The following is a 14,909-nucleotide window of genomic DNA, read 5'->3' on the forward strand; positions in this document are numbered from 1 at the left end:
AGAGTTTCTCAAAACCTGTTGTGTGTTTAAAAAACTAGTTTTTAGCCATTGTTGGTGAAGTATCTTAAAGTTAGCCGTTAGCTTTTAGCTAATGGCTAATGGCTCAAAGTAGAAATTCCTGGGTATTAATTACAACAGTTGAGGTTGTGCGTGTGAGAAAGTAATTTAGTATTTTTTGCTTTTACTAGTTAGTAGGAGTCTGGTTTTTTGCTCCAGTTACCTCGGCGATCGTCTTCTCGTGGTTTTGCTTTGTTTACCCGTAATTGACGACCCATCCATTCGGCTCCATCCAATTCAGCGATCGCTGAATCTTCCTGAGCGTCTTCATTCATATCAACAAAAGCAAAACCACGCAACCGACCAGATTCTCGGTCAGTTGGTAGCACAACTCGCTTAACTTCACCGTAGTCAGCAAATACCGCTCTCAAATCTGCTTCAGTAGCGCGGTAAGAAAGGTTTCCAACGTAAATAGTCATGTAAATCGCGGTAATTTTCAAAAAAGCGCGAAAAGTTCAATCACAGGTCAAAACAAATAATCTGCTTGGACTTCACAATGTAAAGATTAAATTGTATGGCAGCGATAAACCATCTGGTTTACACCACTGAACAATGCAACCTTAACTCTGATGAACCTTCTCATACGCTCACATCATAACTGATTGAGCTATTTTTCAAAGTATGATGTTTTACAAAGATTAAATAATTTTATAGATTTCTATCTAAGTATTAGTTGTAATTACCCCACCTACCCTATTCGGAACCCTCCCCTTACCAAAGTAGTAGTCTGTCAATTTTATTTTGACGGTTATATACACATCCACAATCCCGTAGAGACGTAGCAGTGCTACGTCTCTACAACCGTCATTTTTATCTTGACAGACTAGTAGGGCTGGGGAGGGATATACCCGATATACTGGCAAAATACTCTAATTACCCCATCCTATCGAGCACCCTACTAAGAATTGAGGGATATTTTCGTGTTTCCCCTAATCAATGGAAATTGACTGTGGTCCATTTGCCTTCCCATTATTGGTTTCACTGCTGTAAGCATTGTAGCTAGTGGGGTTGCTTTGCTTATTTAACCAGCTTTTAACAGGATCATCAGCCAGATTTAGGCGTAGTACACCTGAGACGAAACCACCCATAAATGAAGCTGGGTGTTGGGTAAATTTTTGAAATATTGGTGCTAACTCGCTGATAAACATAGATTACCTGTGATTGCTCTGAAGTTTCACTGACACTGACAAATTATAACTTTCCCAGATAGAAGAAGCAGGGGGCAAGGGAAAAAATACTCCCTCACCGAAGATCTATGGTGTATCACAAGCGGGCGTGGGATTAGAGAAAATCTAGGGAATTCGATATTTGTGTGTACACCGTAGGCTATTTACCAGAGGGAAGCTTTAGTTCTATGCCTACTTTCTGACCTATTTCCAGAACAGTGTTTGTAAAGCCTGCCATTTCTGCGATTGGGGTAGCGACTACAGTAGCAGCAGTTAGTAAACCTGCTAGACGTTTTTTAAGTTTGGGTATATTGCGTTCTTTTTCTGGTTTTTTAATTTCTACTTCTACATCATCAATCTCAATGATCATGTCGTCGCGGGTTTCTGCTGGAAATTGGTTAGCAGTTTGGCGCAGGTTGCCGATTAGTTGCATTAGTTCTGCTACGCTTGCGCCACTTGTTTGGGTGAAATTAGAGGCTTGCTGACTGGCGTTGTCTTTGACTTCGTTGGCAAAGTTGGCGATATTTGCACCTTGATTATTGTTTGTGATTTCTGTCATGGGTTTATATTCTCCTTGATGGTTGTTATTGTTATTTTGATTGTAAATATTGATTCTAAACCGATCGCTTTCTGGATCGCCTTTTTGTATTTTCTGACGCGATTCTCGTGATTCATAGCCATCTAAAAGTTGACGGATATTGATGTTTATTTTGAGTTTACCAATTGGATATTCAAGAACGCCCATTGATTCAAGTCCCAAAAGTTCTTGGTAGTCGAGGGGTGGGTGATTGGGATGGTTGGGGACGGGAACCCATTCGGTGATTTCGAGATTGGGGAGAGTGTTGTGGATTTTGTGGAAGACATCGCGGAGGATACCGAGAAATAAGCGACGGGTTTCTTTGCGTCCGCTAATGGTGATGAAGATTCTTTTGTCTTCGGGATCGGCTTTGATGCGAGCGATGTTGTAGATTTCGTTATTTTCTTGATATTGCAGCATTACACCACTGCGCCAATAGATTTGATTATGGATTTTTTCGTGGGTATTGACGATAAAGCGAGAAATGATGCTTTCGGGGAGAACTTTGTAATGATATTGGAATTCCAGGGTTTCCCCTTCTAGTTTTGTTGCGTCTGGTTGATCTTTGGGCAGAAGTCCCGCAATTAAAAATTTTGGTGGGTAACATTCTAGTTGAAAGCAAAGCTCAAATTTTTTCATCAGATTGATCAGATCGTCATGACGCTGGGTGGGGTATCGCTCTTTATTGAGGATGCGACTGAGATCCTCATCGGTGAAAATACCTTTGGTTTTAGTTTTAAGGTTTTCATCGCTCAGGAGCGCGTAAATTCCTTCTGTCACCCAGTTGGGTTTGAGGACGTTGAGATTTTTGAGGATGGGATGATCACGGTAGTTGAGAACTAAGCCAAGTCTATGCAGCAGGTCAATAAGTTGATCTTGGTTTTGTTCTTCAGGAATCTTGTTTTCGTGGCAGATACCGATATAGCGATTGTAGGTAATGAAGTCTTCAGTCATGGATTCGAGTTGTTTTTTAACCTCAAACCATGAGAGGGGTAAAAGATCGTAGACTTCTTTGAGGTTGCCGACTTGATCCAAAATAGCGTCGCGGAGTTCATTAATGCCGATATTGTCTTGGCAGGAGGTTTCGATAATACGTGGGTCGATGTTAGGATATTTTTCCCGTAATGCTTTGCGGTTGATGTCGAGGGGTTGTTCGTCTTTTTTGTTACCAACGATAATCACAGGAGACTGTCCGCCAAAGCTTTCGATTAGTTTCAGCCAATATTCGATGCGGTTTTCTTCTTCGCTGGTGCGGCAATTACAAACGAGGAGATAGAGACTACGCTTGGTTAGAAAAAACTGATGGGTAGCATGATAAATTTCCTGTCCGCCAAAGTCCCAAACATTGAGGCGGATGTCTTGGTTTTTAACCGACACATTCCAAGTTTGTACCTTGAGTCCGTCGGTTTGGTGTTGATTTTTATCGTATTTATCGTGGATTAGTCGCTCGATGAGGGATGTTTTACCGACGCTGCCTTGTCCGACGAGCAAGAGTTTGGCTTCGTGTAATGGTCGAGTTTCACTTGTGCTAATTTGCCTCAAGTAATTCAAAATCTCTTTCGGATCTTTTGAATCAAGAATTTCTAAAGGAATCTCGCTTATTCGGTTGTAACTGAGGTCAAGCTGCGTCAGATTGGTTAATTTAGTGATCGCATCTGGAATCTCGGTTATTTGGTTGCTAGTGAGGATAAGCTGCGTCAGATTGGTTAATTTAGCGATTGCCTCTGGAATCTCGGTTATTTGGTTGTAACTGAGGATAAGCTGCGTCAGATTGGTTAATTTAGCGATTGCCTCTGGAATCTTGGTTATTTGGTTGCTAGTGAGGTTAAGCTGCGTCAGATTAGTTAATTTAGCGATTGCCTCTGGAATCTCGGTTATTTGGTTGCTAGTGAGGATAAGCTGCGTCAGATTGGTTAATTTAGCGATTGCCTCTGGAATCTCGGCTATTTGGTTGCTAGTGAGGTTAAGCTGCGTCAGATTGGTTAATTTAGCGATTACTTCTGGAATCTCGGTTATTTGACTGCTAGTGAGGTTAAGCTGCGTCAGATTAGTTAATTTAGTGATCGCCTCTGGAATCTCGCTTATGTTGTAGTTGGTACCCAGGTCAAGCTGCGTCAGATTAGTTAATTTAGCGAGCGCCTCTGGAATCTCTGTTATTCGGTTGTTACGGAGGTAAAGCTGCGTCAGGTTAGTTAATTTAGCGAGCGCCTCTGGAATCTCGGTTATTTTGTTGCGATTGAGGTCAAGCTGCGTCAGATTGCTTAATTTAGCGAGCGCCTTTGGAATCTTGATTATTTGGTTGTCACTGAGGTTAAGTTGCGTCAGATTGGTTAATTTAGCGAGCGCCTCTGGAATCTCTGTTATTCGGTTGTAACTGAGGTAAAGCTGCCTCAGATTGGTTAATTTAGCGAGCGCCTCTGGAATCTCGGTTATTTTGTTGCTATGAAGGATAATCTGCGTCAGATTGATTAATTTAGCGAGCGCCTCTGGAATCTTGGTTATTTGGTTGTAACTGAGGTCAAGCTGCGTCAGATTGGTTAATTTAGCGAGCGCCTCTGGAATCTCGCTTATTCGGTTGTAACTGAGGATAATCTGCGTCAGATTGATTAATTTAGCGAGCGCCTCTGGAATCTCGCTTATTCGGTTGCTATAGAGGATAAGCTGCGTCAGATTGGTTAATTTAGCGAGCGCCTCTGGAATCTTGGTTATTTGGTTGTAACTGAGGTCAAGCTGCGTCAGATTGGTTAATTTAGCAATCACCTCTGGAATCTCAGTTATTTGGTTGCTATAGAGGATAAGCTGCGTCAGATTGGTTAATTTAGCGAGCGCCTCTGGAATCTTGGTTATTTGGTTGTAACTGAGGTCAAGCTGCGTCAGATTGATTAATTTAGCGAGCGCATCTGGAATCTCGGTTATTTTGTTGTTATGGAGGATAATCTGCGTCAGATTGATTAATTTAGCGAGCGCCTCTGAAATCTTGGTTATTTGGTTGTAACTGAGGTCAAGCTGCGTCAGATTGGTTAATTTAGCGATTACTTCTGGAATCTCGGTTATTTGGTTGTTACGAAGGTAAAGCTTCCTCAGATTGGTTAATTTAGCGATTACTTCTGGAATCTCGGTTATTTTGTTGCTGCTGACTTGAAGCTCCCTCAGATTGATTAATTTAGCGATTGCCTCTGGAATCTCGGTTATTTGGTTGCTACTGACGTGAAGCTCCCTCAGATTGCTTAAATTAGCGATTGCCTCTGGAATCTCGGTTATTTGGTTGCTACTGACGTGAAGCTCCCTCAGATTGCTTAATTTTGCGATTGCTTCTGGAATCTCGGTTATTTTGTTGCTACTGACGTGAAGCTCCCTCAGATTGCTTAATTTTGCGATCAACTCTGGTATCTTGCTTATATGGTTGCTATTAAAGTAAAGTTGCGTCAGATTGCTTAAATTAGCAATTGCTTCTGGTATTTCAGTTAGCTCTACTCGAATTAAGATAAGTTCTTCTAAATGTAGTATTTGCGTTACCACATCGGGAATGCTCTCTAAAGGATTGCCACTAATATCCAACTTACGCAAATTAGGCAAACCCAATAGTTCCAGAGGAAGCGTTTTTAAATTGTTGCCTGAAACCTTTTCAAGAATGCGGCTTCCTACTCGTTCATAACCTTCAAGTTTCTTTCCCAAAATCAAAGACTCAAGCTGCTGCAACTTACCAATTTCCCCAGGTAACTCAGTCAACTCTTGCCCTGACAAGTCTAATTCTCGCCAACCCTCAGCCACGGCGCGATCTATCAGTTCCAACAACTCATCCTGCGTCATAATACCAAGGAAAAAAGGGAAAGAAGATTGATGAGGTTACATTTTATATCGTATTCAATTAATTCAATCAGAAAAATCACGCGATCAGAGATTACGGATCAAACAAGCGATCTCAATGCGATCGCAGCACGAACATTATGGTATTACCAAACAAGTCGCACCCAAATCAGTTATGCAACTTCTTAAATTAGAGCCTTCAATTGAGGTAGAGCCTGACAAAAAACTTTATTAACAGATTTTTATATTGATACTAACAGCATTACCAAGATATACTGACTCAGTAATATTACTACGTAAGATGTGATCTGAGAATGGTTTATTCCCAGCTATATACTTTGGGATATTACCCAAACTTAAGCTAGTAATGCATTTGAAGAAAATAATTATTTTTTACACTTAATTTATTTCTAACACAACAACATAAATCATAATTTGCAATTTTTGTCAAGCCCATAATTACACATTTTCTTTGATTTATCTTTATCAAAAAAGCTGTCATCTTTATTATTCCTGTATAAAATATTTTCACCTAGCTGATACAGTTTGTTTATCGATTATTTTGAGAACCGATGAAGATAACTTTAAGTTGAAGACCTAAGAATATTTGTGACTCATGCCGAAGATAGAAGTGACTGTTAAGCCTATAAATCCATTGGGATTTAACGCAGCACTTGAAAATTTCACAAGAGTCTATAAGTCTTTACTTAGTGTTTATTTAGTTTTTTAGATACACGACTGCAAATATTTATAAATTCCGTAATTTAGTTTGACTCAGCAAATCAAACTATTTTTCTGTACCAATTTATCTACAAATTTAAGCCAATGACAGAAAAATACATCGAGGATTCCTACCAACTTTCACCCATGCAGCAGGGTATGCTGTTTAACAGCTTATATGCTCAAAATTCAGGTGTAGATATTGAGCAGATGGTTTGTACAGTCAGTGAGAAACTAGATATTTCGGCGTTTCAAGCAGCATGGAATCGAGTTGTGCAAAGACATGCAGTTTTGAGAACTAGTTTTGACTGGGCAAATGGTAGTGAACCGCTGCAACAAGTACATAAACAAGTTACTATTCCCTTTCAACATCAAGATTTACGGGATTTATCAGCAGCAGAACAATCGATACAACTAGAATCTTACCTGCAACGCGATCGCATAAATGGATTTGAGCTTGATATAGCACCATTGATGCGTCTAGCACTGTTTCAAATTAGTGATTCTGTTTACCAGTTTGTTTGGACTTTTCACCACATCATTTTAGATGGTCGCTCTTTACCAATAATTCTTGATGAAGTCTTTACATTTTATGATGCTTTTTGTCAAGGACATGACATACAATTGCCAAATCCTTGTCCCTATCAAGAGCATATGCGGTGGTTACAGCAGCAGGATTGGTCTAAATCTGAAGGTTATTGGCGACAATTTCTCAAAGGTTTTAGTGTCCCAACCCCGCTTTTAATAGACTCAAATCCTCGCAAAGACAGCGGTTTTGGACAGCAAGAAATTCGCTTACCCCAAAGCGTCACTTCCATGTTGGAGTCTGTAGCCAAAGAAAATCAAATTACTATCAATACCCTAGTACAGGGTGCTTGGGCTTTACTATTAAGCCGTTATAGTGGTGAAACAGATGTTGCTTTTGGTGCCACTAGAGCCTGTCGTCGTTCATCGGTAGCAGGTGCAGATAATATAGTTGGACTACTAATTAATACTTTACCAGTTAGGGTGAATGCCCCAGCCGAGCAACCATTAATCCCCTGGTTGAAAGACATGCGATCGCAATGGGTCACTTTGCGGGATTATGAACATACTCCCCTAGTGAAAATTCAGGGTTGGAGTGAGGTTCCTGGAGGAACATCATTATTTGATAGTTTGGTGATGTTTGAGAATCAGGAACTAAATTCAGCCTTCCATTCCCACAGTACAAGATTAAAAAATCTCGAAGCACGACTAGAAGAACAAACCAATTTTCCCCTCACATTATTGGGTTTTGGTGGTTCCGAACTTCTACTCAAACTGAAATATGATCGATGTCGCTTTGATGATGCCAAAGTTTCTCGGATGTTAGGACATTTGGAAACTCTGTTATCCAGCATGGCAGAAAATCCTTGGCAATGCTTGGGTGAATTGCCATTGTTAACCACAGATGAACGGTATCAGATGTTGATTGAGTGGAATCACACAGAAACCGACTATCAACAGCATCTATGTATGCATCAATTATTCGAGAAACAAGTAACTAAGACTCCAGATGCTATTGCTGTTGTGTTTGGAAATGAGCAACTCACCTACAAACAATTAAATACCAAAGCCAATCAACTAGCCCATCACCTCAAACATCTGGGAGTCAAACCAGGGGTATTAGTTGGAGTATATTTAGAACGTTCACTAGAAATGATTCCCGCAGTTTTAGGAATCCTTAAAGCTGGTGGTGCATACGTTCCTTTAGAACCAAGTTTTCCCCAAGCGAGAATTCAACTCCTGCTTTCTTCCTTAGAAATTAACTGTCTAGTTACCCAAACTCATCTATTACCAAATATTCATGAACTAGAACCACAACTTCCATCTCTGCAAAACCTGATCTGTCTAGATAAATCAGTTGCGGCATCATATGGACAGCAAAAAGTCTGGAATTATAGTGAATTAGAGTTCTTTTCATCCACAAATCCTGAATTAGTAAATACTGCCGATGATGTTGCCTACGTCATCTTTACATCTGGTTCCACAGGAACACCCAAAGGAGTAGTTGTTCGTCATCAACCAGCAATTAATTTAATTGAATGGGTAAACAAAACCTTCCATGTCTCCTCAACTGACAGAGTTCTGTTTATTACATCTCTATGTTTTGACTTATCTGTTTACGATATCTTCGGACTCTTAGCAGCAGGTGGTTCCATCCGAGTTGTATCTAAAGAAGATGCTCGTGATCCTGAAAGATTATTAAATATAGTTTGCCATGAACCCATTACATTTTGGGATTCAGCCCCACCAGCATTACAACAACTCGCTTCCCTATTCCCCACAGTCTCAGCGAAAAGAGCGAACCCCAGACTACGATTAGTATTCATGAGTGGTGACTGGATACCTGTACCATTACCAGAGCAACTCAAAGCTACTTTCCCAGGTGTGGAAGTAATCAGCTTAGGGGGAGCAACAGAAGCGACAATCTGGTCTAACTACTATCCGATTAAAGATATAGAACCTCACTGGGTTAGTATTCCCTACGGAAAACCCATCCAAAATGCCAAATATTACATCCTGGATTCCTTCCTCAATCCTTGCCCAATTGGTGTTACTGGAGAGTTATACATTGGTGGTGAATGTTTAGCTTCTGGCTATCTCAATCAACAAGAACTAACTGCTCAGAAGTTTATTCCCAACCCCTTCATCCCCAATAAAGAGGGAAATCCAGCCAAACTGTATAAAACTGGTGATTTAGCTCGGTATTTTCCAGATGGCAATATAGAATTTCTCGGTAGAATTGATCATCAAGTAAAAATTCGAGGTTTCCGCATCGAACTAGGAGAAATTGAAAGTGTGCTTCTCCAACATGAAGCCGTTCAGGATGCTGTTGTTATGGCAAGGGAGGATGAACCCGGAAACAAACGATTAGTAGCATATGTAGTAGTTACTCAAGCATCGGTAATTAATGAATTGCGGCGCTTTCTCCAAGAGAAATTACCAGAATATATGGTACCCTCGGCATTTGTTGCCATCGATTCAATTCCCTTAACTGCAAACGGTAAAGTTGATCGTCGTGCTTTACCCATCCCAGATCAAGTTAGAACAGATTTAGATCGAGAATTTGTTTCCCCCAGCAATTCTGTTGAAGTTGAATTAACCGAAATTTGGGAACAGGTTTTGGGAGTACAACCAATTGGTATTACAGATAACTTCTTTGACTTGGGAGGACATTCAATCCTGGCAGTGAAGTTATTTGCTCAAGTTGAAAAGAAATTTGCTCAAAAGCTTCCCCTCGCTACCCTTTTCCAAGCTCCAACAATTCAGCAGTTAGCTACACTTCTTAATCAAACAGAACAAGCTTCTTGGTCTTCTTTGGTGAAAATTAGATCAGGTGACAATAAGAAAAAACCCCTATTCTTCATCCATGCCCTTGGTGGTAACATTATTGGTTATCAAACCCTGATTCGTCATCTTAGTTCCCAACAGCCTATTTATGGACTCCAAGCACAGGGATTAGACGGCAAACAAGCACCCCACACCAGAGTTGAAGATATGGCATGTCACTATATCCAAGAGATTCGCAAAATTCAACCCCACGGACCATATTTATTTGCTGGCTTTTCCAGTGGTGGGACAATTGCCTATGAAATGGCTCAACAGTTGACACTTCAAGGTGAGAAAATAGATTTACTGGCGATGTTCGATACCTATAATCCCCAGCTATTTATCCAAAGTCCTTGTTTCTCACGTACCTTATATTCATATATGCGTACTTTAGTCCAAATGCCCTTAAAGGATAAATGGCATTATTTCCAGGCTAAAGTAGATTGGATTCAATCAGCCTTAACAGGAAAAACTAGTAGTAAATTTGATTTGTGGAATGAACAGAGTTTTTCTGAAGATGAAAACCCCCACAACATGGTGTTAATTGAAGCTTTGAAAAAAGCAACCATGTCAGACTATGCGCCACAGCCATACTCAGGTAATATCACTTTATTCACCACCAAAGAAGTGTTGAGATGGTGTAAATATGTCCCAGAACGTGGTTGGAAAGATTTAGCCCAAGGTGGAGTAGAAATTCATCCAGTTACAGGTACACATTTAGGGATGTTGGATGAAGCAAATGTACCAACCTTGGCGACAAAATTCATTGCTTGTTTAGAACAGGCACAAACCGAAGTTGAGGATGTATTCGTCACCACAGAAAATGCTCAGATACTAAATTTCCCACAAATGTCTCCAGTTTACACAGCAGCATCCTGAGTATATTAGGGCTTAGGGACTGTAAAAATATGCAAACACAAAACTATGGGTCTGGATTACAGTAAAGTTTGATGAATTATGTGATCAAGACCCATTACCTGAATCATTATGACCCTAAGATTTTCTAAAGATATAAAGTCATTATTGCAACACTTGGCTGAAAAACCTCTGACTCTGGGTGACGTGATTTCAGAAACTTCAGAACGAGGCTTTAGCTTAGTGATTGCATTGTTGGTGTTACCATTTTTGATACCCACACCACCGGGATTAAGCACTCCTCTTGGTGTAGCTTGCTTGTTGATGTCAGGACAGATGGCTTTGGGGAGACGTACACCGTGGCTGCCGAAAAAAATTGCCAGCCTTAAATTCCCTAATTGGTTTGCTCAAACACTGTTGAAAAATTTACAACGTGTCACCAAAGTCTTAGAAAAAATCTCCCGTCCGCGTTTTCAGAAGGTTGCCGAAAATCCATTAACTTGGCGGTTTAATGGGATATGTCTGACTTGGTTGGCAATATTACTAATGTCGCCATATCCTCCTGCTACCAATCCTATTCCTGCTGTGGGAATGTTACTCTTGGCGGTTGCAACTATCGAATCTGACGGTATATTGATGTGCCTCGGCTATGTAGCCACAGTTTTGAATACCTTGTTTTTCGGTTTTGCCTTTTACCTGTTATATACTGGGGCTACCTATTTGTTACCTAATCTTTTTCGGTAAACTAATTACTCTTAGCTATGATCGAATGAGAAATTTATGCAACTTTGGCAACGACTACGCATTTCACTACTACTACTAATCTGCCTTGCTGTGATGATTTGGACTCCATCTGTCGAAGCAGCGACTAGTTCCCGTCTAGAAGAACAAGTATTACAAATAATTCGTGAACATCCAGAAGCAATTATTGAATCTGTGCAAGCATATCAACAGAAACAGCAATCAGCGCTTCAAGGAACACGACAGGCATTTTTGCAAGATTTGAAAACTAATCCTCAAATAGCTATTGATGGATCTGCTGCCACTAAAAATACTGTCGCCAAAACTATATTGGTTGAATTTTCGGATTTTCAATGTCCTTTTTGTGCTGAAGCCCATAAAACACTAAAAGGCTTACTGGCAAAGTATCCTGATAAATTTACATTAGTATATAAACACTTTCCCTTAGTTAATAGCCACCCCCAAGCAATGCCAGCAGCGCAAGCAGCTTGGGCAGCACAGCAACAAGGTAAGTTTTGGGAATATGAAGATGCTCTTTTTAGCAATCAGAAAAAGTTGGGTGAAGATTTATATCTAGATATTGCTAAAAAACTGAATTTAGACTTAGAGAAATTCAAAAGCGATAGATTAATTGCTGATGCAGCAATTCAAAAGGATATTTCCCTGGCAATGAAATTAGGGGTTTCTGGAACCCCATTTTTTGTGATTAGTAGCGAAACTTTAGCGGGAGAAGTGGAATTACCAGATATTGAAAAACTGATTTCTGGTTAAAGTATGAACCAACAGCGCCATAAATTGCTATGCTGAAAACCATAGGATAAGCAATATACATATCTAACCATGCCTGCGTCCACTGCTCCAAGTATTACAGCTTTCCCTTTGGCTGCCGTAGTCGGTCAGGAAGCGATTAAAATAGCCTTATTACTCGCAGCCGTAGATCCGGGTTTGGGAGGAGTTGCGATCGCAGGTCGTCGCGGTACGGCAAAATCTGTGATGGCACGCGCTATTCATGCCCTTCTACCCCCCATCGAAGTGATGAAGGGTTCCATTAGTAATTGTGACCCTAATCACCCAGAAGATTGGGATGATTTGCTTTTAGAAGATACCCCCAATGTAGAAGGAAATACAGAAATTATTCCCGCACCTTTTATTCAGATTCCTCTAGGTGTCACCGAGGATCGGTTATTAGGTTCGGTTGATGTGGAAAAATCAGTCAAAGAAGGTGACACAGTATTCCAACCTGGGTTACTGGCTGCGGCAAATCGAGGTGTGTTGTATGTGGATGAAATCAACCTCCTGGATGACCAAATTAGCAACCAGTTATTAAGCGTACTCTCCGAAGGACGCAACCAAATTGAACGGGAAGGAATCAGCTTCCAACACCCCTGCAAAGCCTTATTTATTGCCACCTACAACCCCGAAGAAGGGGGATTACGGGAACACCTACTTGACAGAATCGCCATTACTCTCTCCGCAGATGGTGTCATGGGTGTAGATCAGCGCGTTGAAGCTGTGGAACAAGCAATTTCCTACTCCCGTTCCCCCCAAGACTTTTTGGAACAGTACGACGAAGATATTGACGCACTCAAAACTCAAATTATTTTGGCGCGAGAATGGCTCAAAGAAGTCAAAATCAGCCACGAACAAATAGCATATTTAGTTGATGAAGCATTGCGGGGACAGGTGCAGGGACACCGCGCCGAGCTTTTTGCAGTGCGTGTCGCCAAAGCTGCGGCGGCTTTGGAAGGACGGAACCAAGTTACCCCCGAAGATTTGAAGCGTGCCGTGGAATTAGTAATTGTACCGAGGGCAACGGTAATTCAGACACCTCCAGAGGAATCACCACCACCCCCTCCCCCACCACCACAGAATCAGGAAGAACCTGAAGATGAAAGTGAGCAGGAACAGGAAGAAGAGGAACAGGAGGAAAATGAAGATCAAGACGAACCAGAACAAGAACCACCTGGGATTCCCGAAGAGTTTATTTTTGACCCAGAAGGGGTAATTCTCGACCCCAGTGTGTTGTATTTTGCTCAGATGTCCCAACGTCAAGGGAAATCAGGTAGCCGCAGTATCATTTTGTCAGAGGATCGGGGGCGCTACATCAAGCCGATGTTACCCAAGGGCAAAGTCAAACGCATCGCTGTGGATGCCACCCTACGGGCTGCTGCACCTTATCAAAAATCACGGAAAGAACGACAGCCAAATCGCAAAGTAGTGGTGGAACCGGGGGATATGCGGGCAAAACGGTTGGTTCGCAAAGCTGGCGCGTTAATTATATTTCTGGTGGATGCATCTGGTTCCATGGCATTAAATCGGATGCAATCAGCGAAAGGTGCGGTGATGCAATTACTAACTGAAGCATATCAAAACCGTGACCAAGTATCTTTAATTCCCTTTCGTGGTGAACAAGCAGAGGTTTTGTTACCTCCCACCCGTTCCATTGCCATGGCAAAGAACCGCTTGGAAAGGTTGCCCTGTGGAGGTGGTTCACCTTTAGCGCATGGATTAACCCAGGCTGTGCGGGTGGGAGTAAACGCCCAAATGAGTGGCGATATCGGGCAGGTGGTAATTGTGGCAATTACTGATGGACGTGGTAACATTCCGCTATCACGTTCCCTCGGTGAACCCCAAGATCCTGATAATAAACCCGATATTAAAGCTGAGTTATTGGATATTGCTGCCAGAATTAGGGCTATGGGAATGCAGCTTTTGGTAATTGACACCGAAAGTAAGTTCGTTTCCACAGGTTTTGCTAAGGAATTAGCCAAAACATCGGGAGGTAAATATTACCATTTACCTAAAGCAACCGAACAGGCAATAGCGGCAATGACGCGAGGTGCGATCGCTGATATCAAATCACGCTGATTATTCCGTTTAAAATAACGTAGAGACGAGCAATAGAAAAATATATGACTGTTGCCAAACCCGTTAAAACAACATTAGAGGAATTTCTCAAACTACCGGAAACTAAACCAGCTAGGGAATATTTTAATGGCGAAATAACTCAGAAGCCAATGCCAAAAGCTCGTCATTCTCGACTCCAAGGTAAGTTAGTGACAACCATTAATGGAGTTGTTGAGAGTAATTCTATTGCTTATGCTTTTCCCGAATTACGCTGTACTTGTGGAGGACGTTCAATAGTCCCAGATGTGGCAATTCTCAACTGGGAAAATATCAGCTTTGATGCAAATGGAGAACCAATAGATGATATATTGGTAGCTCCAGATTGGACTATAGAAATACTTTCACCAGAACAAAGTTCCAACCGAGTTACAGGGAATATTTTGCACTGTTTGAAGTATGGTTGTAAATTGGGATGGTTAATAGATCCAGATGACCGTTCAATTCTGATTTTTCAACCAAAACAGGAGCCAGAATTACTTAAAGATCAGGATATTTTGCCTGTACTAAATGGGATTGAATTAGTATTGACGGTAGAACAAATATTTGATTGGTTGAAGATGAACCCCACCCCCTAACCCCCTACCCCGCTTGCGGGGAGGGGGAACTGGATTATCTCTTGTTCCCTCCTCGCTAGCCTACGGTGTACACACATCTCTGTTCAAAATCAAAATCGTCGTAGATCCCCCTAAATCCCCCTTGAAAAGGGGGACTTTGAGAGACATTTGCCC

At 41.3% G+C, this 14,909-nt stretch carries 8 protein-coding genes; 5 read left to right on the top strand and 3 right to left on the bottom strand.

Going from position 1 to position 14,909, the window contains the following annotated elements; genetic code table 11:
* Positions 1-188: 188 nt before the first annotated feature.
* The 3 genes from CAL6303_RS08480 to CAL6303_RS08490 form a co-directional block, all read right to left on the bottom strand.
* Positions 189-476: an RNA recognition motif domain-containing protein gene (locus tag CAL6303_RS08480; protein ID WP_015197430.1), complete on the bottom strand. Its 288-nt coding sequence runs from the start codon at positions 474-476 to the stop codon at positions 189-191.
* Positions 477-986: 510 nt separating this feature from the next.
* Entirely contained in the window at positions 987-1,205 is a 219-nt protein-coding gene (locus CAL6303_RS08485; protein WP_015197431.1) for a hypothetical protein, read from the bottom strand.
* 178 nt (positions 1,206-1,383) lie between these two features.
* Positions 1,384-5,610, bottom strand: a complete 4,227-nt coding sequence (locus CAL6303_RS08490) for a leucine-rich repeat domain-containing protein (RefSeq protein WP_015197432.1) — start codon at positions 5,608-5,610, stop codon at positions 1,384-1,386.
* Between the two features lie 822 nt (positions 5,611-6,432).
* Between CAL6303_RS08490 and CAL6303_RS08495 the strand changes: the two genes are divergently transcribed.
* From CAL6303_RS08495 to CAL6303_RS08515, 5 genes are all read left to right on the top strand, one after another.
* Positions 6,433-10,557: an amino acid adenylation domain-containing protein gene (locus tag CAL6303_RS08495; protein ID WP_015197433.1), complete on the top strand. Its 4,125-nt coding sequence runs from the start codon at positions 6,433-6,435 to the stop codon at positions 10,555-10,557.
* Between the two features lie 108 nt (positions 10,558-10,665).
* Entirely contained in the window at positions 10,666-11,277 is a 612-nt protein-coding gene (locus CAL6303_RS08500) for an exopolysaccharide biosynthesis protein (protein ID WP_015197434.1), read from the top strand.
* 36 nt (positions 11,278-11,313) lie between these two features.
* Positions 11,314-12,045 (top strand): DsbA family protein, encoded by a 732-nt coding sequence (locus CAL6303_RS08505; protein ID WP_015197435.1) that lies wholly within the window; start codon positions 11,314-11,316, stop codon positions 12,043-12,045.
* 69 nt (positions 12,046-12,114) lie between these two features.
* On the top strand, positions 12,115-14,142 hold the full coding sequence (gene bchD, locus CAL6303_RS08510; protein WP_015197436.1) for a magnesium chelatase ATPase subunit D: 2,028 nt from the start codon (positions 12,115-12,117) through the stop codon (positions 14,140-14,142).
* A 44-nt stretch (positions 14,143-14,186) separates the two neighbouring features.
* On the top strand, positions 14,187-14,756 hold the full coding sequence (locus CAL6303_RS08515) for a Uma2 family endonuclease (RefSeq protein ID WP_015197437.1): 570 nt from the start codon (positions 14,187-14,189) through the stop codon (positions 14,754-14,756).
* Positions 14,757-14,909: the final 153 nt, after the last annotated feature.

This window comes from Calothrix sp. PCC 6303, assembly GCF_000317435.1.
GTDB lineage: Bacteria > Cyanobacteriota > Cyanobacteriia > Cyanobacteriales > Nostocaceae > PCC-6303.